Source organism: Mesorhizobium sp. WSM3868 (genome assembly GCF_002294785.1).
Classification (GTDB): domain Bacteria; phylum Pseudomonadota; class Alphaproteobacteria; order Rhizobiales; family Rhizobiaceae; genus Mesorhizobium.
The window spans coordinates 173,629-195,200 of sequence record NZ_NSGB01000008.1 but is presented as its reverse complement, the minus strand read 5'-3'; the positions used below and the strand labels follow the sequence as shown (position 1 = coordinate 195,200).

Sequence of the window (21,572 nt, the reverse complement as noted above, 5' to 3'; positions counted from 1 at the left end):
TGAGTGGCGGCATGGACTTCTAATTGACGAATGATCCCGAAAAGTTGCAGACTTTTCGGACAAGATCATTCGCAACCAGAACTCCATAAAGCACGCCCATCAACTAACATTGCTCAAGCCCGCAAGCGGGCTTGAGTGGCGGCATGGACTTCTAAGAAGTCCGGTCCCATAGCGAATATGGAAAGGGCGGCAGACATGTCGCCCTTTTTGTTTTGGCATGCGGGCAGCCGGTCCAAAGGCGGGCTTCTATACTGTTGCGATTGGCGAAGGCCTGCGCAACAGCCGATCTCCCCTCTTGAGGGGGAGATGCCCGGCAGGGCAGAGGGGGTCCCGCGCATAAGGCTCCGGGGACGACTCCCGTGCAACGAAGGCGCTGGCGCTCCAACGCGCGGCGACCCCCTCTGTCGCCTTCGGCGACATCTCCCCCTCAAGGAGGGAGATCAGCAGCGCCAGCGCTCGGCCATCCCTGCGTCAACCCGATCCGCGTCGCGGACGGGCGATAGTCGAGGCGATGGGCTATATCACGGTTCGCTTACCGATCCGCCAGCGCCAGCTTGGCCCCCAGCATGACGAAGGCGCCGGCGAAGGTGCGGCGCATCCAGGTCAGCACCATCGGCCGCGACACGACATGGCTGCGCACCGAAGCCGCGAACACGCCGTAGACGACGAAGACAAGGAAGGTCATCAGCATGAAGACGCCGGACAGCTCCAGCATCTTGACGAAAGCGTGCGGCTCGGTGGTGCTGACGAATTGCGGCAGGAAGGCGAAGAAGAAGATCGACAGTTTTGGGTTCAAGATGTTGATCAGGATGCCGGAGGTGATCACCTTTCGGGCAGAGCGTGGCGCGACGTTCTGATCGAGAGCAAGACCGCCCTTCTCCTTCAGCGTGATCCAGGCCATGTAGAGCAGATAGGCGACGCCGAGATATTTCAGCGTCTCGAAGGCGACGGCGCTTGTGTGCAGCACCGCGGCAAGGCCGGTGATGGCCGCCGCCATGTGCGGGATGATGCCCAGCGTGCAGCCGAAAGCGGCGATGATCGCGGCGCGAGCGCCGCGCGAGAGGCCGGCGCTCAGCGTGTAGAGAACGCCGGTGCCGGGCGAAGCGACGATAATCAGCGACGTCAACAGGAATTCGATGCTCACAGTTTCCTCCACGGCCCTGCCCGGCGCGGAAGGTATCGGGAGGTCCGAGTGTGGGCAAGCGGGGGAGAGAGTAATCTCCCCCTTAGGTCACCTTGCGGTGAGATGTCGCCGAAGGCGACAGAGGGGGCTCGCCTCGTGTAGAGCGCGGCCGTTTCCCGACGCGATCACGTTGGCGATTTATGTGAGACGACCCCCTCTGACCGCTTCGCGGCCATCTCCCCCACTTGGGGGGAGATTGGCAGTTCCGCCGCCAGCCCATGGGCGGCCCTTGCCATCAGGCAGTCGTCGCCGCCGGGCATGCAGGCGCGGCAGACATGCGGGCGGGCTTCGTAAATCGCGCAGGCCGTCTGCTTGCCCACCTCGCCGCGAAGCGCGGCGCAGCGGCCGTCCTCGCAGCGCATGCCTGACAGGTCGGTCGCGACCAGCTCGTCGGGGATGCGGTCGAGCTCGGCATCCTCTTCGGTCGAAAAGCGCGGCCAGTCCGCCGAATAGGCGCAGCAGGCGCCGCAGCTCTGACAGTCGAAGGCGGCTGATGCGTCAAGCAGGGTCGGGCAGGGTCGGTCGTGCGGCAAGGCTATCCTCATGCTGGCAAGTGCCTTTAGCACGGAGCCGGGAAATGCGTCGCATCCGGCCGAGCAAAAAATTTTGTTTTGCCGGGAACCCTTTTGCCGGCTGGCGGTTTTGTCCCTGTTGTCGGCAGTTCACGAGTATCGAGAAAAGCTGATAACAAAAGACGCCTCCCGCGCCCTGAAAAAGCGCGAGAGGCGTTTTCCATTCGCCTTACATGATCGTGCTCATCATCGGCAGGATTTCATAGCGGAAGCCGCGGCCGGAACGCGCCACCGGGTCGCCTTCGGTAACCGCCCTGGCGTCGGCTTCCGTGCCGACCTGCAGGATCAGAAGCCCCCACGGTCCGGCTGGATCGGCGACTGGGCCGGCAATCATCATTCTGCCTTCACGAAGCAGACCGCGCAGATAGTCGGCATGCGCATTCATCAGCGCGCGCTCCTCCTCAGTCAGGGTGAAGGCGAAATCCGGACGCGGCGGGATCAGCCGGCAATGGAAGACCGAAGCCGACCTGGCATCGGTCTCCTTGGCAAGGAATTCGTCCAACCAGCCCAGCACGCGCTCCCAACCGGAACCGTGATCGCGGCAGGAGTCCCGTCGCGATCCGAAGCCGTCATGGCGCAGCGTCAGCCGGGTGCCGTTCTCGACGGCTTCGAGCGTATAGGTGACGGTGGTGAGGTTATCGCCGTCCCAGGGCGCCTTCCAGGTCATCACCAGACGATGCGGCGGCTCGACCTCGAGATACTCGCCGGCGACATGGAAGTCCTGCCCGTCTGCGCCCTTGCCTTCCGAGCGCCAGGCGCCGCCCGGCCGGACATCGGCCGTATGCTTCGTCGTCCGGTACATGTTGTCTGCGCCCCACCAGAGCGGGATCTGGTCCTCAGCGGTAATGGCGCGGAAGACGCGCTCCGGCGGCACGGCGATCGTCACCGTGGCAAGGATGGTACCGGCGGAAATGTCGGCGATCGCGCGCGGCTTGTCTTGGATGGCCATCATTCATTCTCCAGGTAGGATTTGAGATTGCCGAGGCTGTGCTGCCAGAAGTCGCGGTAAGGCAGGATCCAGTCGGCGACATCCTTCAATTCCGCCGGCTCCAGCCGGTAGACTCGCTCGCGGCCCTGCCGCTGCTCGGAAACGACGTTGAGCTCGCGCAGTATCCTCAGATGCTTGGAAATGGCCGGCCGACTCTGCGAGAAGGCGGACGCCAGTTCGTTGACGGGCGCAGGGCCCTGCCGCAGCCGGTCGAGGATGGCGCGCCGCGTCGGATCGGCGATGGCGCGGAAGACGGAACGGTCGTGCTCAGCCTGCGGCATAATGCGTATCCATTTGGTTACATATTATGCCGAATTCGGTCGCCGGTCAATTCTCCTCGACCGGTGTGCTTTGGCGCAACGGAACCGCGAAGCACTCCGCCCCGTTTCTCCTCGCGAATTGGATCTCCGGGAGATGCGGAGATGGTGAACATGGACCAAATAGTGGGCTTGGCGAAGCAGATCAAAGGTTCGATCCGGCAAGCCATAGGCAAGGCCACCGGCAACCGGCCGATGGAAATCAGGGGCATGGCGGACAAGTCGGCAGGCCAGGTGCAGAAGGCCTGTGGCGACATGAAAGCCATGCTCAAAAAGGCGATGTGACCAGCAGGCCCCGCGGTCAGATCTCGAACGCCCGGCACGGGCTGTCCGTCATGCCGACAGCGGCGTGATGCGGCAGGCCGCACGGAACTCAAACATTGCCCGTTCGTTGTCGTGGCGGATGCGGTTGGCGCATCCCGCTCCTATTCCAGGCCCAGGAGATGCGGATATGGTGAACAGGCATCAAGTTGCCGGCATCGCCAAGCAGGTAAAAGGCAGGCTGAAGCAGGCGGCCGGCAAGGCCACCGGCAGCCGGCGCTTGCAGGTGGAAGGCATGTCCGAAAGAATCGCCGGCAGGGTGCGCCAAGCCTACGGCGACGTGAAGGACAAGGCTCGCAAGGCGCTCTGACCCATAGCCGCGAGGGCCATAGCCGACCCGCGCGCCGGCCTGTTCGTCGTTTGAGCGCCGACCGCGCCAAGACCGCAGAACAGCTCGAACAACGGCCTGGCGCAACTCTACCCCGGCTTCTCCGTTCAGGTGGCCCAGCTTTTGGCGAAGGCGTTGGTGAAGACGACCTCGCCATGGTCGCCGGCCGCCTCACCCAAGACCACGTCCATGTGGTCATCGGTCACCCGCGCCAGCGCGAAGCCGCCCATGAAAGCCGCCTTCGGCTTGACGAGGTCGAGCCCGTCGCGCCGGTAGATCATCGGCACTGCGTGCTGATGGCCGTGGAAAATGGCGATCACATTATAACCCTTCAGCGTGGCGACAAGCGCCTGGCGGTCGGCGTCGCCCCACCAATGCGGGCGGCCGGCGCCGTCGTCGCCATAGGTGCGCTTCACTGGATCCCAGCGCTCGACCGAGAAGGTGTCCCAGCCATAGTGCTGGAAGAGGATCACCGGGCGGCCGTCGCCGGCATAGGTCGCCAGATCCTGCTTCAGCCATGGCAGGCTGCCTATCGCGTCATGGCCGGTGTCGCCGGCGAAGCGATGCGTCTGGACGAGGTGCAGCCCGCCCCAGTCCCAGGAATAGCAGTCGGTATCGACATCGTAATTGGTCGCCGGCACCGGCGGCTTGAAGAAGACGCCGGGGCGATGGTTGACCTCGACATAATCGCGCATCTCGCGACGGTACCAGTCGACATGGCGCGTCGGTCCATTCTGGTCGAGATCGTGATTGCCGAGCCCGACATAGACCGGAACATGCACGCGATCAGGGCCGATCCCTTGCTGGTAACGCTGGCTGAACTGCAGAAGCTGTGTGCCTTCGCTCGGCTCAGTGATCTGGCCGCCGCCGTCATCGGTGATGTCGCCGCCGGTGACGAGGCCGACCGGCGTGCCGATGCGTGTGCCGGCCGAGCGCAGGCCGGTGGCGGCGCCGCTGATCTCGGCCGGCCACTCTTTGTCGCCGATTGCGTTGAGCGCCGCCACATTGCGCAGCAATGCCGCGTCGGTCTTGCCCTCCTGCTCGCAATGCGGGCTGAGCCCGGTCGCCATCCGGCAGGCATGGATATCGGCGATGAACAGGAAGGTGGCGTCAATCGGCTGGATAGGCTGGCCGGTCTGGGCGAAGCTGGTGTCCGGCAGGGCGCAGGTCGCGGCAAGGCCGGCCGCCCGGGCCAAGAGATCGCGCCGGGACAAGAATGCTGAGGATCGGCGATTCATCATCGCGCCATTGGAACATTTTCACTGCCGGATCGTCCAGATTGGCGCCTCTTTTCAAGCATTGGTTGAATTCGTCAAGGGCACTTGGGTCGACAGCGCAGAGAGGGTCTGTCATTCCTTCCAGAACACATTTCCAGGGGAGAAGGCATGAAACCCGTGACGACCTGTGTGGCCCTCGCCATGCTTGCCCTCGCCGGCACCGCCGAGGCGGCCGACTGCGTGGACGCCAAATCCGCCAAGGCCGGCTTCGTGCTGGAGAAGCCCGGCATCCGCAGCGAGTTCCGGCCGGCGCCGGGCGGCATGGCCGCGGTCGCCAACAACTACCAGTCGCAATCGCCGCAGACGCAATATCTCTACGCCGGGCTGATCGAGATTTTCCGCGATAGCGACACGGGCCGGCTGTCGATGATCCCGCTCGGCGACCTCAAAAAGCTCTTCCCGCTGAAGGCCGGTGCCAAGAGCAAGACCGAGTTCGTGCGGCTTTCGGCGAAGAAGGCGCCGAAGGGCACCGAAACACTGGCTTTAAGCGTCAAGGGCAAGGACACCTACAAGCTGGGCGACTGCAAATACACGGTGCTGACGGTGAAAGAGACGCTGACCGGCGATTCCGGCACGGTGATCGACAGCTTCACCGCGCTCTATTCGCCCGACCTGCAAGCGGTGCTGGCGCGGCGCTACGACGAGGGGACGAGCGCGCAGAGCGAAGTGGGGTTCGAGACGATCAAGCCGCTGAGGGAGTGAAGGCTGCCTTTCAGTCAGGGACTTAAGATGATCCTCATACCGGCATCAGCGGATTGCCTGCTGCCGCACCACCCTGCGGCGTCGTCTGGGGGGCGAACCGTTCTGTGATGGCGGGGGGCTCGACCCGCTCCAAACCCTCCAGGCACTGCCGCAACACACCGGCATCCTGCTCGGCCTTGGCCATCGACATGGCGCCGGAGTAAGCCGCCACCGTCAGCGCGGCAAAGCGGTCGGGATCGGTCCCACCTTCCCGGCCGGCCTCCTGATCGGCGCGCACCTTGTCGGCGATCGCCCGCCGCCAGCCGGCGAAGATATCGGCCAACGCAATACGGAAATCGGGATCGGCGAGCGACAGTTCATGCGCCAGATTGTTGAGCGGGCAGCCGCGCACATAGCCCTGCTGCTCGAGCGCGGCCGCTACCGCCTCAAACACGGCGCGCACGCCCTTGCGCGCCGAAGGCGCCGCCCGCACCGGCTCGATCCAGGTCTCCTCAACCGCGGCCGCCACCCGCTCCTCGATCACCGCAAGCGCCAGCGCCTTCTTGGTCGGGAAGTGGTGGTGCAGCGCGCCGCCGGTGACGCCGGCCGCCGCCATCAGGTCGCCGAGGCTCGAGGCGTGATAGCCGCGCGCCTGGAAGCAATCTTCCGCCACGTCGAGCACGCGCCGCCGCATGCCCTGCGGATCGTTAGTGCGCTTCTTGCGCATCGCCACCTCCACCTTTCCCCGTGGGAGAGAAGGGGAAGAACGTAGCATATTGACAAAACAGGACAACCGGTCTGTTTATAAACAGGATGAACACCCTGTTTTCGAGAGTCTAGCCATGAACAGACCTTCCCGCCTTGCGTCGCCGATCGTGGAGCTCAGGCAATACAAATTGAAACCCGGCCAGCGCGAAACGCTTATCGCGCTGTTCGACCGGGAGTTCATCGAGAGCCAGGAAGCCGCGGGCATGACCATCATCGGCCAGTTCCGCGACCTCGACCGTCCCGACATGTTCGTCTGGCTGCGCGGCTTCGCCGACATGGAGGCCAGGAGGAAAGCGCTCACCGCTTTCTATGACGGCCCGGTGTGGGCCGAGCATCGCAACGCCGCCAATGCGACGATGATCGATTCCGACGACGTGCTGTTGCTGAAGCCCGCATGGCCGGACGCCGGCTTCGACCTGTCGAAGCGGGAGCGGTCGACCGTGAGCGAAGGGGAAAGCAAAAGTGCGCAGCCTCACTTAGACGGCATTGTTGAGATTTCGATTCATCATTTGCGCCGGGGCATGGAAGCTGACTTCGCCGAGCGCGTCCAAGCGGAAATGGTTCCGCAGCTGACGGCGAGCGGTGGCCGGCTGCTCGGCGCCTTCGACAGCGAGCATGCCGAAAACACCTTTCCGCGGCTGCAGGTGCGAGCCGGCGAAAATGTCGTCATCGTCGTCGTTGGTTTCGACGATGGCGACGCCTATGCGAAGTATCGGAACGCCCTCGGCGCTTCCCCGGCATGGCAGGCGGTTCGCCAAACCATGCAGGCTGCTTCGACGAAGCCGGCAGAGACGTTGCGCCTCACGCCTACGGCCCGATCGCTGTTGCGGTAGTCACTCGGCTGGCAGCACGTCGGCTATTGCCTTGGCGACGAAGGCCGGGTCTTCCCAATGCGGGTTGTGGCCGCAGTCCTGCGCCCAGACGAGACGTGATCCGGTCAGGGCCTGCGCCATGGTCTGCTGGTGCGCTTCGCCAAAAAGCGGATCGCGCCCGCCGGCAATGATCAACGTCCGGACCCGCACGGCCGGTGCCGCCGCGGTCAGATCCGTCCGGCGGATTTCTTCGAGAATGGCGCGCCAGCGCGCCGCCGGCATCGCCGAAGCGTCCGCCGCCAGGCCGGCAAGAAGGGCCCGCGGCACGCCGGACCCGCAGGCGTGCCACCAGTCGTAGAACGGATCAGTCGGCGAGATCGGGTCGCGCAGTTCCGCCACGCCGGCAACCAACGGATGGTCCGGCGCGAAATCTGCCTTCAGCGCCCCGGCCAGGACGACCAGCCCGCCGACCAGTTCCGGATGCCGCGCGGCCACCTCAATGGCGACCATGCCACCCAGCGAATGGCCGAGAACGACCGGCCGGGCGAGCCGCAGGTTGCGGATCAGCCCGGCGACATCGTCGGCGAAATCGGCGATGCCAAAGCCCCTGCCCGCCTGCGAGGCGCCATGGCCGCGCAGGTCCGGCATGATCAGCCGCCGCGCGGAAAGATGCGGCGCCAGCAACGAGAAACTGCGGCTGGTGTCGGTGAAGCCGTGCACCAGGACGAGCGGCGGTTCCGAGCCGGCGACCTCGACATAGGCGAGGTCGAGGCCACCGACATCGACGAATCGCTTGCGGCCGGCCCAGGCGTCCTGCTCGCCCCCCTGTCCCGACAGATCCAAGGCCGCGGGCCTCACAGTCCAAGCTTTTCCTTGACCGCGGCGAGGCCGGGCTTGCCGTCGAAGGTGGTGACGCTGGCAAGCCAGGCGTCGACACGATCCTTGTTGAGCGTGATCGACTTAAGCGCCGCTTCCTCCGGCTTCATGCCGTCATTGATGAGGTAGCCCATGCCGACATTTTCCAGATCGATGTCGAAGGCAAGGTTCTTCAGGAACTGCGCCACGTTCGGGCACTCCTGCAGGAATCCCTTGCGCACCTGGGTCGTCACCGTCGCGGCGCCGAAATTCGGGCCGAAGAACTTGTCGCCGCCGGTCAGGTACTTGAAGTCGTACATCGTGTTCATCGGATGCGGCGCCCAGCCCTGGAAGACGATGAACTGCTTCTCCTTGATCTCGTAGCCGACCTCCGAGAGCATGCCGGCTTCGCTCGATTCGACCACCTGCCAGCCGTCGAGCTGGAACTGAGGATCGGCGATGGCATCCATCATCAGCTGATTTGAGCCGGGCTCGATGCCGTACATCTTCTTCCCGAACTTGTCGGCGAATTTGTGCAGGTCGGAGAGGTCCTTGACGCCGGCTTCCCAGACGTAGGTCGGCACGGCGAAGGTGTATTTGGCGCCGACCAGATTGACCCGCACATTCTCGATCGAGCCGTCCTTCTTGTACGGCTCGTAATAAGTGACCATGGCCGGATCCCAGTAGCCGAGGAACAGGTCGAGGTCTTTGTTCTTCATGCCTTCGTAGATGACGTTGATGCCAAGCACGTCGCTCTGCGGCTCATAGCCGAGCGCCTGGAGCAGGACCTTGGCCACGCCCGTCGTGAAGGCGAGATCGTTCCAGCCGGGCTCGGCCATTCGCACCACCCTGCATTCCTCCGCCTCGGCCGCCTGAACGGTTTGAGCGGCCACCATCAAGGCAGCGAGACAGACGCCATTCGCAAGCAAGCGCACCATTCCGGTTCTCCTCTGTTGACCCTTTGGTCATGTTATTGTCCCATCGGTCAATGATTGATCTGAGCGGGCGAAAATGTCAACATGGATTCGCAAACATGGATCTCTCCGGTGAAGCTCACACGTCTCAGCGACATACGCCGCAAGGAGTTGCGGCAAGCGGCCTTTGCGGTGCTCGAGCGCGAGGGCATTGCCGGCGCCACCTTGGAAAAGGTCGCGGCCCAGGCCGGCGCCTCGAAGGGCATCGTGCTGCACTATTTCCGCAACAAGCAGGAACTGTTCGAGCACGCGATGCGCGAAGCCAATGCCGTGCTGTGCAACGCGGTGGTGGCGCGGCTCAAGCGCGCGCGAACGCCGATGGAGCGGCTGGACGCGGTCATTGAGGGCAATTTCGAGGAGCACCTCTTCCTGCCGCCGCTCTGCCACGCCTGGCTGTCGCTCTGCGCCGAGGTGCCGCGCGACGAGAAGCTGGCGCGCATCCAGCGAGTGATCCACGCGCGCATGCGCTCGAACCTGTTGTCCGGCCTGCGCGGCCTCGCATCGCCGGAGTTGGCCGCGGAGATCGTACTCGGCGTCACCGCTCTGATCGACGGGCTGTGGCTCAGGCTTGGCCTGCAGCCGGGCAGCGTCTCGCGCGCGCAGGCGGTCCGCCAGGTCAAGGACTATGTCGCGGGGCGGCTCGCGCTGCGCCAGCCCGCGGCCATCGGCCTGGCGGCCGGATAACAGAGTCTACTCTCCGAGCTCATCCTCCAGGTTGCGGAACCCGAGCGCCTCGACTTCCACCAGGATCTGCTCGCGGATCCAGCGATGCGGCGCCTCGTCGTCATGGCGGGCGTGCCAGTACATCCTGACCGCCGGCGAGGGAATCGAGATTGGCGCCTGGTAGATGCCGAGCGGCAAGGATTTCGCCGCCACCGCCGCGAACTGCATTGGAACGGCCGCCAGATAGGGTCCGCTCGCTACGGCCAGCGCGACGGCCTGGAAATGCGGCAAGGCAAGCGTGACCCGGCGCGTTCGGCCCATCCTGCCCAGCGCGTCATCGGTGAAGCCCGACATCGAGCCGTCGATGGAGCGCAGCGCGTGCGGCAGTTCGCAGAAGAGATCGATCGGCACCTGCTCGCCTTCGGCAATGCCGGCCCGATTGAGCGCTGCATTGCCCTTCGCCGCGATGACGGCGAAGGGCGAGCCGAACAGCGGCAGACTGGAAACCCATTCGGCGACTTCCAAGGGACGCTCCAGCGCCACGTCGATTTGGTCTTCCTGCAACAGTTTCGAGACGTCGCCGATGGCGCTGTCCAGGAAGCGGAACGACACTGATGGCGCCACCGCCGCGATGCGCGCGGCAAAGGGCGGCATCAGGAGCATGGAAAAGAAATCCGCGCCCATGAAGGTGAAGGTCCGCTCCAGCCTTGCCGGATCGAAGTCCCTCGCCGGCTGGAAAGCACGCTCGATCTCGCGCAGCGCGGCACGCACAGGCTCGGCCAGGCTTTCGGCGCGGGGCGTCGGCACCATGTCGTTGCCGCGCCGCACGAAGAGCTGGTCGTTGAGCGTCTGCCGCAGGCGGTTGAGCGCGGCACTCACCGCAGGCTGGCTGAGGCCGATCTGCTCGCCGGCGCGCGTCACGCTTTTCTCGCGCAAAAGCGCGTCGAGCACCCTCACCAGGTTGAGATCGAGCGCGTTCAAATTCATCGCATCAATTCAGTCCATATGATCATTCGATTTCCATCGCCCACGCGACGCTGGTTAGTTCGCCGTCGACGCCGCTTCGCCGGCCCAACACAAGGCAAAGACACCATGACAATGATCAACCGGACCATCGCAGGCAAGGAACTCCTTTGGTTCAACAACACGCTCGTCGCCATCCAGGTCTCTTCGGCCGACGGAGAGGACGGCATCTGCGTCATCGAGCATCGCCTGCCCTATGGCGATTCCCCGCCGCTGCATATGCACCGCAACGAAGACGAGGTATTTCACATCCTCGAAGGACAAATGCGTTTCCAGATCAACGGCCATGAGCGGGTCGTGGGCGCGGGCGAAACCGTCATCGCGCCGAAAGGCCTGCCGCATACATACAGGGTCGAATCTCCGCAAGGCGCGCATGCGCTCACCGTCACGCGCGGCTCGGATTTCGAGACGATGGTGCGCCTGGCGAGCCGCCCCGCCGAACGGCCGGACCTGCCGCAGCCGGGGGCGCCGACGCCTGAGATGATGGCGACGCTGACGAGACTCTGCGCCGAGAACGGCATCGACATCGTTGGACCGCCGATGGAGGGCTAATCTCGCCCACAAGGAGGGGGAGATCGGCAGCCCCCCTTCAACCGATTTGCATCTTCCTCGCCCGCAATCTCCGCTTGAAGGCTTTTGTGCAACGCGATACGCCCTTGCGCAAATCGACAGATCGGAGATTTCCCGTGGGCGCTGAGAAGACCAGAACCGAAACCGATACATTCGGTCCCATCGAGGTCGCGGCCGACCGCTACTGGGGCGCGCAGGCGCAGCGTTCGCTCGGCAATTTCAAGATCGGTTGGGAAAGGCAGCCGGCCTCGATCGTGCGCGCACTGGGCATCGTCAAGCGCGCCGCGGCCGAAGTGAACATGGAGATGAAACGGCTGGATCCAGCCATCGGCAAGGCAATCGTGGACGCCGCGCAGGAAGTGATCGACGGCAAGCTCGACGACCATTTCCCGCTCGTGGTCTGGCAGACCGGTTCGGGCACGCAGTCCAACATGAATGCCAATGAAGTGATCTCCAACCGGGCCATCGAGATGCTCGGCGGCGTGATGGGCTCGAAGAAGCCCGTGCACCCGAATGACCACGTCAATATGAGCCAGTCGTCGAACGACACCTATCCGACGGCCATGCATGTCGCCTGCGCCGAGCGGGTCGCGCATCACCTGATCCCGGCGCTACACCATCTGCACAAGGCGCTCGACGCCAAAGCCCGCGCCTTCAACCACATCATCAAGATCGGCCGCACCCACACGCAGGACGCCACACCCCTTACGCTCGGCCAGGAATTCTCCGGCTACGCCGCGCAGGTGGCGTCGTCGATCAAGCGCATCGAGCAGACGCTGCCCGGCCTGCAGGAACTGGCGCAGGGCGGCACCGCGGTCGGCACCGGGCTCAACGCGCCGGTTGGCTTTGCGGAAAAGGTGGCGGACCGGATCGCTGCCATCACCGGCATCGCCTTCGTGACGGCGCCGAACAAGTTCGAGGCGCTCGCAGCACACGATTCCATGGTGTTCTCGCACGGCGCGATCAACGCGGCGGCCGCCGCGCTCTTCAAGATCGCCAACGACATCCGCCTGCTCGGTTCAGGCCCGCGCTCGGGCCTCGGCGAGCTGTCGCTGCCGGAGAACGAGCCGGGCTCGTCGATCATGCCGGGCAAGGTCAACCCGACGCAGTGCGAGGCGCTGACGCAGGTCTGCGTGCAGGTGTTCGGCAACAATGCCGCGCTAACCTTCGCCGGCAGCCAGGGCCATTTCGAGCTCAACGTCTACAACCCGCTGATGGCCTATAATTTCCTGCAGTCGGTGCAGCTGCTTGCCGACGCTTCCGTCTCCTTCACCGACAATTGCGTCGTCGGCATCGAGGCGCGGGAAGACAACATCAAGGCGGCGCTGGAGCGCTCGCTGATGCTGGTGACGGCGCTCGCCCCCACCATCGGCTACGACAACGCCGCCAAGATCGCCAAGACCGCGCACAAGAACGGCACCACGCTGCGCGAGGAAGCCTTGGCCACCGGGCTGGTCAGCGAGGCCGACTACGACCGGCTGGTGCGGCCCGAGGACATGACGCATCCGGGGTAGTTCTCGCGGCGCGGACAGGCCAAAGGGGTTGTCGTTCCAGGGCGAAGACGACCCGATCGGGCGTTTCGGCTAGTCCCCGAGGTCTGCGACTGCAACCCCCAACCGATAGTTTGGCTATTTTGCGGGGGCACAATTTACTCGTTAATCCCAATCCGCCGACACGATTTTCGCGCGCGTCCGCCGGTCACCGAAACATACTGCCTGTGAACAATGTGTCGCCGCATCGGCGGCTTTGGTGAACAGTCTTCGTCGTCTATCTGACTGGGCATTCAACACGATTCGGAGACTCGCCAATGTCCATCAACACTTCCGCCGCCGGTACCAGCATCGCGTCCAACAGTGCCACCACCATCCTGCTCGGCCGTATCCTGCTCGCCGTAATCTTCCTGCTTTCCGGCTTCGGCAAGCTTACCGCCATTTCCGGCACCGCCGGCTATTTCGGCGCCCTCGGCCTGCCGCTTCCGACCGTGACGGCCGTCGTGGTCGGCCTCATCGAGCTGCTCGGCGGCCTTGCCATTTTTGTCGGGTTCCAGACGCGGATCGCCGCCTGGGTGCTCGCCATCTTCACGATCGCCACCGGCCTGGTTGCTCACACCGGCTGGGCCGACCAGATGCAGATGATCCAGTTTCTCAAGAACCTCGCCATCACCGGCGGCTTTATCCTGCTCGCCTCCTCCGGCGCCGGCGCCTATTCGATCGACGCCAAGCGCGGCTGATCTCCTTCCCCTCCCAAGCTGAAACTTTGGCGGCGCGGAATTTTCCGCGCCGCTTTTTCGTTTTCTCGAGTGCAGGCGTACACTGCACCGAGAGCCGGTGCATTCCCAGGTACCGGCAAGGGAGGTGGGCCATGAACCGCAACGCGTTGCTTCTCGCCTCGCGGCTCCTGCTTGCCGCGCTGTTCGTGCCCTCGGGCTTCCAGGTGCTGACCAATATATCCGGCACGATCAATTATTTCACCGGCCTCGGCCTGCCGCTACCGACCCTGGCGGCCTGGGGCACCGGCCTGTTCGAGCTGATCGCCGGACTTTTGATCCTTGTCGGTTTTCAGACGCGGATCGCGGCGCTGCTGCTTGCCGCCTTCACTATCGTGGCCGGCTTCATCGGCCATTTCGGCCAGGGCGGCGAGGATGCGACCCTAGCCTTCATGCACCGGCAGATGCTGATGAAGGACATTGCCATTGCCGGGGGCTTCCTGGCGCTCGCCATGGCCGGCGCCGGCGCATGGTCGGCCGACGGACGCCCTTTCGGCGTCGGTGCCGAGATCACCTGAGCCGTCACTTGACGGAAATGCTTGGCCCGCCTTCGACCGCCAGCACCAGCCGGCGGTTGGTGATGCGCGCCAGTTGCGCCAGCCGCCCGGCAGGTCGTTCGCCATAGAGGTCGGCAAGCGACGCCGGCAGCACCAGCGCAAGCGCACCGTTGCCGCGGCTTTCCCATTTCAGCCGCGGCATGACCCCGGGCATCGCCGCCGTCAGCAGGTAGACGACGCGCATCATCGCCGCCAGCGCGCGGGCGCGCTCGAGCATGCGCGGCGGCGCCAGGGTCTTGATCTCGGGCGCGATCGCATCGTTGAAGATGCCGTCATGGCGATAGGCGTTGGTCAGGGCCAGATAGGCGCGGCCAGGATGGTCGACGCCGATAAAGGACGCATGCGCGATAATGTTGAGCGACTGCCGGCCGCGATATTCGGGATGCGCCCGCCAGCCGATATCGGCAAGTAGGCAGGCGGCGTGGCGGTAGCGCGCCTCATCCACCGTCTCGTCGATGCCGAAGGCCTTGAAAGCCTTGTCCGTCCATTCGACGAGGTCATGCGCGTGATGGACCGAGCGCGAGCGCAGCAGCGCCAGTTCCTCCGCCGCGGAGATCAGCGGATCGGCCTTCTGCTCGGCGGCGTCGAGCAGCGAATAGAGGAAGCCTTCGCGCACGCCCTGCGCCGAGACGACGACCTTCGAGGGCTCCATTGCCGCCATGATTTCCTGCAGCACGACCGCACCGTAAGGCAGCAGCGAGCGGCGGTTCTTGGAGACGCCTTCGATGCCCTTGACCTTTTCGACCTCGCCCTTGGCCACCTGCCTAAGGAAGTTCAGGGCGCTGTCGGCGGCGATCTCGTAATGATGCATGACGCCGAGCGGGTAGTTGGTCATCTCCATATGGAGCCGGGCGAGGTTTCGCCAGGTTCCGCCGACGGCGTAGAACACCCTGCCCTGCCCACCCTTCAAAAGCTTCGCCCGCGCCAGTTCCTGGCGCGCGATCTTCTGCGCCTGGACGAGAGAGTTCTTCGCCATGTCCTGCAGGCGCAGGCCGCCGAGCGGCAGCGTGATACCGTCGCCGATCGCCTCACCATTGATGTCGACGAGTTCCAGGCTGCCGCCGCCAAGGTCGCCGGCGATGCCGTTGGCCGGATAGAAGCCGGAAATGATGCCAAGCGCCGAATAATGCGCTTCCTGGCGGCCGGAGAGCACTCGGATCTCGGTCTTCAGCACATCCTCGGCGCGGTGGATGAAGTCCGGGCCGTTGACCGCCTCGCGCGCGGCCGCAGTCGCCAGCACATAGATGTGCTCGGCGCCGGCTTGATCCGAAAGCGCGCGAAAACGGCGGAACTCCTCCATCGAGCGCGTCACCGCCTCGGGATCGAGCTTGCCCGTCGAAACGATGCCGCGGCCGAGGCCGGCCAGCATCTTTTCGTTGAACAGCATCGTCGGCGAGCGCGCCAGCCCTTCATAGACGACGAGGCGGATCGAGTTCGATCCGATGTCGATGATCGACAGCGGCCGCCGGTCCTGGAGCCGGCCCTGGGAGACTGAAATCACGCGGCGGCGTTCTTCTTGCGGCGCTTAAACTGGGCAATGCGCCTGGGCGCATGCGATTTCAGCGCGTCACCCCGTCCGGAAAGACTCGGATTGGTCATGAAATATTCCTGCGCGTTGAACGGTTCCTCGCCCTCCTCGAGCGCAGCGCGCCGGGAGGTGCCATCAGCCAATACGTCGAAACTTTGCTGATTGTCCATGATGTTGCCGAGCATGATCTGGCCAAGCACCTGTTCATGCACAGTCGGATTGGTGATCGGCACCAGGGTCTCGACGCGGCGGTCGAGATTGCGCGGCATGATATCGGCCGAGGAGATGTAGACGATCGCTTCGTCGGACGGCAGACCGTGGCCGTTGCCGAAGCAGTAGATGCGGCTGTGCTCGAGGAAGCGGCCGACAATCGACTTCACCCTGATGTTCTCGGAAAGACCCGGCACCTGCGGCCTCAGGCAGCAGATGCCGCGCACGACGAGATCGATCTCGACGCCGGCGCGGCTGGCGTCATAGAGAGCGTCGATGACGGTCGGATCGACGAGCGCGTTCATCTTCATCCAGATACGGGCCGGCCTGCCCTCGAGCGCATGGGCGATCTCCTCGGCGATGTGCCTGAGGATGCGGTCGCGCAGCGTGAACGGCGACACCGCAAGACGCATCTCCTCGGCAGGCTCGGCGTAGCCGGTGATGAAGTTGAAGATCTGCGCGACATCGCGCGCGATCGTCGGGTCGGTGGTGAAGAAGGACAGGTCGGTGTAGATGCGGGCGGTGACCGGATGGTAGTTGCCGGTGCCGAGATGCACGTAGTTGCGCAGCCGGCCGTCCTCGCGGCGGACCACCAGCGACATCTTGGCGTGGGTCTTCAACTCCAGGAAGCCGAACACGACCTGGACGCCGGCGCGCTCGAGGTCGCGCGCCCAGCGGATATTGGCCTCTTCATCGAAGCGCGCCTTGAGCTCGACGAGCGCCGTCACCGACTTGCCGGCCTCCGCCGCGTCGATCAACGCCCGCACGATCGGGCTGTCGTTCGATGTGCGGTAGAGGGTCTGCTTGATCGCGACGACTTCCGGATCGGCCGCCGCCTGACGCAGGAACTGCACCACGACGTCGAAGGATTCGTAGGGGTGGTGGACGATGATGTCCTTCTCGCGGATGGCGGCCAGGCAGTCGCCGCCATGCTCGCGGATGCGCTCGGGAAAGCGCGGGTTGTAGGGCGTGAATTTGAGGTCGTCGCGCGGGATGGCGACGATCTCGGAGATCTGGTTGAGCGCCAGCGGCCCGGTGAGCACGCTGATGCGGCTCGACGATACTCCGAGCTCGCCGGCGACGAAGTCGCGCAACTCGGCCGGCATCAGCGTGTCGAATTCGATGCGGATGACGGAGCCGCGGCGGCGGCGCTTCAGCGCCGTCTCGAACAGGCGAACGAGGTCTTCCGATTCCTCCTCCACCTCGATATCGCTGTCGCGAATGATGCGGAACGTGCCCGAGCCCTTGACCTCGTATCCAGGGAAGAGCTTGCCGATATAGAGGCCGACCGCTTCTTCCAGCGGGATGAAGCGGACATGATGCTTGCGGTCGGGCAGACGGATGAAACGCCGCAGCGCCACCGGCAAGCGCAAGAGCGCGCTCATCTCTTCGCCGTTCTTGCGGTGGCGCAGCTGCAGCGCCATCGAGAAACCGAGATTGGGGATGAACGGGAACGGGTGCGCCGGGTCGATCGACAGCGGCGTCAGCACCGGGAAAACCTGATCCTGGAAATGCTCCTCCAGCCACGCCTTCTCGTCCTTGGTCAGGCCGTCGCGGGGGATGCTTTCGATGCCTTCCTTGTTGAGCAGCTCCATCAGAGCCGACAGGCTCTTCTGCTGGTCTTCCTGCAGGCGCTCGACCTCGCGCAGCAATTGCTCCAACTGCTGCTCGGGCGTGCGGCCGTCCGGGCTCTTCAACGCGATGCCCTCGCGCACCTGACCGGCGAGGCCGGCGACGCGCACCATGAAGAACTCGTCGAGATTTGCGGCCGAGATCGACAGGAAGCGGACGCGCTCGAGCAGCGGGTGATGCTCGTTCAGCGATTCCTCGAGCACCCGGCGGTTGAACTGCAGCCAGGAAAACTCGCGGTTGACGAAACGGTCTGGATTGCCGCCGTCCGGGCTCGCCGCCTCGACGGTGATGAACTCGCTCTGCACCGGCTTTAGTTCGTTCATGGTTCCTGCTCTTGCCCACAACGTCGTTCTTTGAGCGCCATACGCCGCCGGACGCGCTATGCACGCTCTAACATGCCTTTATGACGCATGATGTCACGGAATCGCTTCGTTTCCGGCCTCATGCGCTTAATCGGCTCAACTTATCCTCTGCCAGCCTTTTGCGACAGTTTCATTTCATCGATCTTGCAAACCGGCCGGTTATGATCCAGATGCAAACGGGCCGAACTGAAGGAGACGACGATGGCAGGCGGTACCATTCCCCATTTCCAGAACGACGCGGGCCATCCGGCGATCGATATCGGCGTCAAGGAATTCATGTGCACCGGCGCCAACCCGCCTTTCGACCACCCGCATGTATTCCTCGACATGGGCGACGACAATGAAAAGGTCTGCCCTTACTGCTCGACGCTCTACCGCTATTCGCCGAAGCTGAAGGCGACGGAAACCGAGCCTGCCGGCTGCCTCTATATCGACCAGGCCGCCTGATCGCGGATCTGGGTGACCGCTAGACCATGGAGGAGGCGCGGTCCCGGCAGGTCGTCATCGCCGGGGCCGGAATCGCCGGACTGACGGCAGCTCTTGCCTTTGCCGAACACGGCCATGCCGTCACGGTGCTGGAACAGGCCGGCCAGCTCGAAGCGGTGGGCGCCGGCATCCAGCTTTCTCCCAACGCAACCCGTATCCTCAGCCGGCTCGGTGCGCTCGACCGGTTGCGGCTGAACGCGATCCGCCCGGAAGCGGTGGTGCTGAAGGACGCTGCCACCTTGCGCGAACTGGCGCGCGTGCCGCTCGGCCAGGCCGGCGAAGAGCGCTGGGGCGCGCCCTATCTGGTGGCACACCGCGCCGACCTGCAGACGGCGCTGACGGCGCGGATGGCAGAGCATCCTGAAATCCAACTCGTCACCGGCGCGCGGGTAACGGACGTCGCTGTTCACCCGCAAGACATCGCCGTCGCCGCCGAAACGGATGGCGGCAGCATCGAGGCCGCCGGCAGCCTGCTGATCGGCGCCGACGGCGTCTGGTCGTCGGTTCGCAGGCTGCTTGCGGGTCGAGAGCCGGCCTTCGGGAAGAACCGCTTCTCGGGCGAGCTGGCCTGGCGCGCAACGGTCGCAGCGACAAGCGCCGCCGGCCAGGCTTTTGCGGCGATCGCCGCCGGCGACTGCATCACCGCCTTCCTCCATCCCGGCTTCCATATGGTCGCCTATCCGGTGAGCAAAGGCAGCGACTTCAACCTCGCCGCTTTCACCAAGGGCGAGCGCATCGCCGAAGGCTGGTCCGGCCATGCCGATCCCGCCATTCTCGCCAGCGCCATGCGCGGCACATCGCCCGCGCTGGCAAGGCTTGTCGCGCTCGCCGGGCCATGGACGGCGTTTCCGATCCACACCGTCGAGCAGACGCGCTGGACGATGCCGCAGGGCGTAGCCCTGATCGGAGACGCGGCGCACGCCATGACCCCGTTCGCGGCGCAGGGCGCGGCGATGGCGATCGAGGATGCCGCGACGCTCGCCGATCTGGTCGCCGGCTTCCCCGGCGATCGGCGGCAGAACCTCTCCACATGGGAAAATCGCAGGCGCTCGCGCATCGAGAAGGTGATCAGACGCGGCGCGCTCAACCGCCTGGCCTGGCACGCATGGGGCCCGGTTGCGATCGCGCGCAACCTGGTGTTGGCGACGCGGCCGGCGGAGAAACTCGCGGCGGATCTCGACTGGCTCTATGGCTGGGAGGAGCGGAAGGTGGTGAGGCGGTAGGGGCGTAGCGGGCGGCCGACGAAATTGGATTGGCCGGCGGGACAGCGCCCCCCCTGTCCTGCCGGACATCTCCCCCACTTTGGGGGGAGATCAGCTGTCACCGCTGCCTTCGCCAATGGTCAACGTTGCAGGATGAGAGCCGGCGCTCCAACTGCCAATCTCCCACCTCGTGGGGAGATGTCCGGCAGGACAGAGGGGGCGCGAAGGAACGCGATATTTGCCAGTTCGCGGAGCGCCACCTCAATCATACAACCTCAACGACCACCCCCAGCGACACCGGCAACGGATTCCACCAGCCGGTGCGCAGGCCGGCGGTGCGCAGTGCCGCCGCCGTCCAGGTGTTGCAGCCGATCAGCGCGTTGAAATTGCCATTGGCCTCGTAAAAGGGATCGAAGCTAGAATAGCCAGCATTGTCGATAACCATCGGCCCGTTCGACCCCTGTTGGAAACTCGCCTGAATGTAATCAAGCAGCGCGGAGAAATGCGCCTCGTCGATGTCGAAGCCGGCGACATTGGGATGCGGCTCTTCAATTGCGCCGGCGACGTCGACATGCATGACCGAGGTATCGAGCGTCAGCGCCTTCAAGACAGGCGCGGCCTTCAGTTCGGACCAGTTTGGCGTCTCCAGATAGAAGGCGCGGCCGCCCCAGCCGAAGACGAAATAGCGCGCGGCCGGCGCATCGGCAGGCTGGCCGGCCTCGACGAGAAAACGGAAGCGCCGGCGTACATCATCATCCAGCGGTATCGCAATGTCGGTATGGATCGCGTTCTTCAGAACCAGTATGTGCCGGGTGCTCTCGCCTGCGGCTCTCGCTGCCGGCCAGAGCGGGTGCGGCACCAATGTTCCGATCGCCGCGGCTAGAAGCGCCGCCGCCACTAATGTCGCAAGGTATCGCAGGAATTTTCGCATCAGGCGCGGTAGGTCTGTCGCATTTGCCGCCGCGAGACTGGCCGAAGCCGTTCGTAACTTCGTCATCCTCGGGCTTGACCCGAGGATCCATGCCGGGATCTTTGCCGTAGGGCGCAACGGCGCAGAATTCTGAACCGCAGCGAAGCCCCGATGTCACGGGATGGATTCTAGGGTCTGCGCCGTCGCTTCACTCCTTGCTCCGCCCTAGAATGACGAAGCGGAGAGGCGCTTCGAGCACCCTGTTACCGGCCGCCGCCTCAGTGCAGGATCTGCGACAAGAACAGTTTCGTCCGCTCATGGCGCGGATTATCGAAGAACTCGGCCGGCGTGTTCTGCTCGACGATCTGGCCCTGATCCATGAAGATCACCCGGTTGGCGACCTTGCGGGCAAAGCCCATCTCGTGGGTGACGCACAGCATGGTCATGCCTTCTTCGGCAAGGCCAACCATCGTCTCCAGCACTTCCTTGATCATTTCCGGGTCGAGCGCCGAGGTCGGCTCGTCGAACAGCATGATGCGCGGGTTCATGCAGAGCGAGCGGGCGATCGCCACGCGCTGCTGCTGGCCGCCGGAGAGCTGTCCAGGATATTTGTTGGCCTGCTCCGGGATCTTGACGCGCTTCAGGAAATGCATGGCGATTTCCTCGGCCTGCTTCTTCGGCGTCTTGCGCACCCAGATCGGCGCCAGCGTGCAGTTCTCCAGGATTGTCAGATGCGGGAACAGATTGAAGTGCTGGAACACCATGCCGACCTCGCGGCGCACCTCGTCGATCTTCTTCAGATCGTTGGTGAGTTCCTTGCCGTCGACGATGATCTTGCCCTTCTGGTGCTCTTCCAGGCGGTTGATGCAGCGGATCATGGTCGACTTGCCGGAGCCGGACGGACCGCAGATGACGATGCGCTCGCCACGCATCACCTTGAGGTTGATGTCCTTCAGCACATGGAACTCGCCATACCATTTGTGCATGCCGACGATGTCGATGGCGACATCTGTCGTCGAGATGTGCATCTTCTTGGCGTCGACCTTGAGGTCTTCCGCGCTGACGGCGTTTTCGGTGGCCATGGCCA

The 21,572-nt window shown here is 64.4% G+C and carries 24 protein-coding genes; 11 read left to right on the top strand and 13 right to left on the bottom strand.

Annotated elements, in window-relative coordinates:
* Positions 1-532 precede the first annotated feature (532 nt).
* The 4 genes from CK221_RS15690 to CK221_RS15675 all read right to left on the bottom strand — a co-directional run bounded on the left by CK221_RS15690 (position 533) and on the right by CK221_RS15675 (position 3,024).
* On the bottom strand, positions 533-1,144 hold the full coding sequence (locus tag CK221_RS15690) for a LysE family translocator (protein WP_095778403.1): 612 nt from the start codon (positions 1,142-1,144) through the stop codon (positions 533-535).
* A gap of 164 nt (positions 1,145-1,308) precedes the next feature.
* The gene (locus CK221_RS15685; RefSeq protein WP_095778347.1) at positions 1,309-1,728 is read right to left on the bottom strand and encodes a YkgJ family cysteine cluster protein; all 420 of its coding nucleotides are present in this window, start codon (positions 1,726-1,728) and stop codon (positions 1,309-1,311) included.
* A gap of 196 nt (positions 1,729-1,924) precedes the next feature.
* Positions 1,925-2,707: an SRPBCC domain-containing protein gene (locus CK221_RS15680; RefSeq protein ID WP_245430655.1), complete on the bottom strand. Its 783-nt coding sequence runs from the start codon at positions 2,705-2,707 to the stop codon at positions 1,925-1,927.
* Positions 2,704-3,024, bottom strand: a complete 321-nt coding sequence (locus CK221_RS15675; protein ID WP_067001113.1) for a metalloregulator ArsR/SmtB family transcription factor — start codon at positions 3,022-3,024, stop codon at positions 2,704-2,706. Before CK221_RS15675 ends, CK221_RS15680 begins: the two co-directional genes overlap by 4 nt.
* A gap of 141 nt (positions 3,025-3,165) precedes the next feature.
* Between CK221_RS15675 and CK221_RS15670 the strand changes: the two genes are divergently transcribed.
* Complete coding sequence (locus tag CK221_RS15670) at positions 3,166-3,345, top strand: CsbD family protein (RefSeq protein ID WP_082953881.1); 180 nt, start codon at positions 3,166-3,168, stop codon at positions 3,343-3,345.
* Positions 3,346-3,511: 166 nt separating this feature from the next.
* Entirely contained in the window at positions 3,512-3,691 is a 180-nt protein-coding gene (locus CK221_RS15665) for a CsbD family protein (protein WP_082980650.1), read from the top strand.
* Between the two features lie 125 nt (positions 3,692-3,816).
* Here CK221_RS15665 and CK221_RS15660 read toward each other — a convergent pair whose 3' ends face one another.
* A complete protein-coding gene (locus tag CK221_RS15660) occupies positions 3,817-4,950 on the bottom strand; it encodes a metallophosphoesterase (protein WP_095778346.1) in 1,134 nt (377 codons plus the stop codon).
* A gap of 144 nt (positions 4,951-5,094) precedes the next feature.
* On the opposite strand from CK221_RS15660, the gene CK221_RS15655 reads away from it, so the two are divergent.
* Positions 5,095-5,688 (top strand): hypothetical protein, encoded by a 594-nt coding sequence (locus tag CK221_RS15655; protein ID WP_095778345.1) that lies wholly within the window; start codon positions 5,095-5,097, stop codon positions 5,686-5,688.
* A 34-nt stretch (positions 5,689-5,722) separates the two neighbouring features.
* Here CK221_RS15655 and CK221_RS15650 read toward each other — a convergent pair whose 3' ends face one another.
* The gene (locus CK221_RS15650) at positions 5,723-6,394 is read right to left on the bottom strand and encodes a TetR/AcrR family transcriptional regulator (RefSeq protein WP_245430654.1); all 672 of its coding nucleotides are present in this window, start codon (positions 6,392-6,394) and stop codon (positions 5,723-5,725) included.
* Between CK221_RS15650 and CK221_RS15645 the strand changes: the two genes are divergently transcribed.
* Entirely contained in the window at positions 6,387-7,268 is an 882-nt protein-coding gene (locus CK221_RS15645) for an NIPSNAP family protein (RefSeq protein WP_348628440.1), read from the top strand. The genes CK221_RS15650 and CK221_RS15645 overlap by 8 nt on opposite strands.
* Here CK221_RS15645 and CK221_RS15640 read toward each other — a convergent pair whose 3' ends face one another.
* Together CK221_RS15640 and choX are read right to left on the bottom strand one after the other, a co-directional pair.
* On the bottom strand, positions 7,269-8,105 hold the full coding sequence (locus tag CK221_RS15640; RefSeq protein ID WP_095778343.1) for an alpha/beta hydrolase: 837 nt from the start codon (positions 8,103-8,105) through the stop codon (positions 7,269-7,271). It lies immediately after the preceding gene.
* A complete protein-coding gene (choX, locus tag CK221_RS15635) occupies positions 8,102-9,040 on the bottom strand; it encodes a choline ABC transporter substrate-binding protein (protein ID WP_095778342.1) in 939 nt (312 codons plus the stop codon). The genes CK221_RS15640 and choX overlap by 4 nt, the downstream gene beginning before the upstream one ends.
* A gap of 108 nt (positions 9,041-9,148) precedes the next feature.
* On the opposite strand from choX, the gene betI reads away from it, so the two are divergent.
* Positions 9,149-9,760 (top strand): transcriptional regulator BetI, encoded by a 612-nt coding sequence (gene betI, locus CK221_RS15630; RefSeq protein ID WP_095778401.1) that lies wholly within the window; start codon positions 9,149-9,151, stop codon positions 9,758-9,760.
* 6 nt (positions 9,761-9,766) lie between these two features.
* Here betI and CK221_RS15625 read toward each other — a convergent pair whose 3' ends face one another.
* Positions 9,767-10,726, bottom strand: a complete 960-nt coding sequence (locus CK221_RS15625; RefSeq protein ID WP_095778341.1) for a LysR family transcriptional regulator — start codon at positions 10,724-10,726, stop codon at positions 9,767-9,769.
* A 105-nt stretch (positions 10,727-10,831) separates the two neighbouring features.
* Here CK221_RS15625 and CK221_RS15620 point away from each other — a divergent pair, with 105 nt between their 5' ends.
* From CK221_RS15620 to CK221_RS15605, 4 genes are all read left to right on the top strand, one after another.
* Entirely contained in the window at positions 10,832-11,314 is a 483-nt protein-coding gene (locus CK221_RS15620; RefSeq protein ID WP_095778340.1) for a cupin domain-containing protein, read from the top strand.
* 134 nt (positions 11,315-11,448) lie between these two features.
* On the top strand, positions 11,449-12,846 hold the full coding sequence (gene fumC / locus CK221_RS15615) for a class II fumarate hydratase (protein ID WP_095778339.1): 1,398 nt from the start codon (positions 11,449-11,451) through the stop codon (positions 12,844-12,846).
* A 293-nt stretch (positions 12,847-13,139) separates the two neighbouring features.
* Positions 13,140-13,562 (top strand): DoxX family protein, encoded by a 423-nt coding sequence (locus CK221_RS15610; protein WP_095778338.1) that lies wholly within the window; start codon positions 13,140-13,142, stop codon positions 13,560-13,562.
* A 131-nt stretch (positions 13,563-13,693) separates the two neighbouring features.
* Positions 13,694-14,116, top strand: coding sequence for a DoxX family protein (locus CK221_RS15605; protein ID WP_095778337.1), 423 nt, complete (start codon positions 13,694-13,696; stop codon positions 14,114-14,116).
* A gap of 4 nt (positions 14,117-14,120) precedes the next feature.
* Here CK221_RS15605 and ppx read toward each other — a convergent pair whose 3' ends face one another.
* Together ppx and CK221_RS15595 are read right to left on the bottom strand one after the other, a co-directional pair.
* The gene (gene ppx / locus CK221_RS15600; RefSeq protein WP_095778336.1) at positions 14,121-15,656 is read right to left on the bottom strand and encodes an exopolyphosphatase; all 1,536 of its coding nucleotides are present in this window, start codon (positions 15,654-15,656) and stop codon (positions 14,121-14,123) included.
* On the bottom strand, positions 15,653-17,848 hold the full coding sequence (locus CK221_RS15595; protein ID WP_095778335.1) for an RNA degradosome polyphosphate kinase: 2,196 nt from the start codon (positions 17,846-17,848) through the stop codon (positions 15,653-15,655). The genes ppx and CK221_RS15595 overlap by 4 nt, the downstream gene beginning before the upstream one ends.
* 240 nt (positions 17,849-18,088) lie before the next feature.
* On the opposite strand from CK221_RS15595, the gene CK221_RS15590 reads away from it, so the two are divergent.
* Positions 18,089-18,334, top strand: coding sequence for a zinc-finger domain-containing protein (locus tag CK221_RS15590; RefSeq protein WP_066997164.1), 246 nt, complete (start codon positions 18,089-18,091; stop codon positions 18,332-18,334).
* Between the two features lie 26 nt (positions 18,335-18,360).
* On the top strand, positions 18,361-19,596 hold the full coding sequence (locus CK221_RS15585; protein ID WP_095778334.1) for an FAD-dependent monooxygenase: 1,236 nt from the start codon (positions 18,361-18,363) through the stop codon (positions 19,594-19,596).
* A gap of 244 nt (positions 19,597-19,840) precedes the next feature.
* On the opposite strand, the gene CK221_RS15580 is transcribed toward CK221_RS15585, so the two are convergent.
* Positions 19,841-20,506: a TIGR02117 family protein gene (locus tag CK221_RS15580; protein ID WP_143749054.1), complete on the bottom strand. Its 666-nt coding sequence runs from the start codon at positions 20,504-20,506 to the stop codon at positions 19,841-19,843.
* A gap of 257 nt (positions 20,507-20,763) precedes the next feature.
* Complete coding sequence (locus CK221_RS15575; protein ID WP_066997155.1) at positions 20,764-21,567, bottom strand: amino acid ABC transporter ATP-binding protein; 804 nt, start codon at positions 21,565-21,567, stop codon at positions 20,764-20,766.
* Positions 21,568-21,572 lie beyond the last annotated feature (5 nt).

Coding starts and splice junctions, on each gene's coding strand:
- CK221_RS15675 (WP_067001113.1), bottom strand. CDS start 3,024: ATGCCGCAGGCTGAGCACGACCGTTCCGTCTTCCGCGCCATCGCCGAT.
- CK221_RS15585 (WP_095778334.1), top strand. CDS start 18,361: ATGGAGGAGGCGCGGTCCCGGCAGGTCGTCATCGCCGGGGCCGGAATC.
- CK221_RS15590 (WP_066997164.1), top strand. CDS start 18,089: ATGGCAGGCGGTACCATTCCCCATTTCCAGAACGACGCGGGCCATCCG.
- CK221_RS15670 (WP_082953881.1), top strand. CDS start 3,166: ATGGTGAACATGGACCAAATAGTGGGCTTGGCGAAGCAGATCAAAGGT.
- CK221_RS15605 (WP_095778337.1), top strand. CDS start 13,694: ATGAACCGCAACGCGTTGCTTCTCGCCTCGCGGCTCCTGCTTGCCGCG.
- CK221_RS15625 (WP_095778341.1), bottom strand. CDS start 10,726: ATGAATTTGAACGCGCTCGATCTCAACCTGGTGAGGGTGCTCGACGCG.
- CK221_RS15610 (WP_095778338.1), top strand. CDS start 13,140: ATGTCCATCAACACTTCCGCCGCCGGTACCAGCATCGCGTCCAACAGT.
- CK221_RS15655 (WP_095778345.1), top strand. CDS start 5,095: ATGAAACCCGTGACGACCTGTGTGGCCCTCGCCATGCTTGCCCTCGCC.
- CK221_RS15685 (WP_095778347.1), bottom strand. CDS start 1,728: ATGAGGATAGCCTTGCCGCACGACCGACCCTGCCCGACCCTGCTTGAC.
- CK221_RS15660 (WP_095778346.1), bottom strand. CDS start 4,950: ATGATGAATCGCCGATCCTCAGCATTCTTGTCCCGGCGCGATCTCTTG.
- CK221_RS15665 (WP_082980650.1), top strand. CDS start 3,512: ATGGTGAACAGGCATCAAGTTGCCGGCATCGCCAAGCAGGTAAAAGGC.
- CK221_RS15595 (WP_095778335.1), bottom strand. CDS start 17,848: ATGAACGAACTAAAGCCGGTGCAGAGCGAGTTCATCACCGTCGAGGCG.
- CK221_RS15680 (WP_245430655.1), bottom strand. CDS start 2,707: ATGATGGCCATCCAAGACAAGCCGCGCGCGATCGCCGACATTTCCGCC.
- CK221_RS15575 (WP_066997155.1), bottom strand. CDS start 21,567: ATGGCCACCGAAAACGCCGTCAGCGCGGAAGACCTCAAGGTCGACGCC.
- choX (WP_095778342.1), bottom strand. CDS start 9,040: ATGGTGCGCTTGCTTGCGAATGGCGTCTGTCTCGCTGCCTTGATGGTG.
- CK221_RS15580 (WP_143749054.1), bottom strand. CDS start 20,506: ATGCGAAAATTCCTGCGATACCTTGCGACATTAGTGGCGGCGGCGCTT.
- CK221_RS15620 (WP_095778340.1), top strand. CDS start 10,832: ATGACAATGATCAACCGGACCATCGCAGGCAAGGAACTCCTTTGGTTC.
- CK221_RS15650 (WP_245430654.1), bottom strand. CDS start 6,394: ATGCGCAAGAAGCGCACTAACGATCCGCAGGGCATGCGGCGGCGCGTG.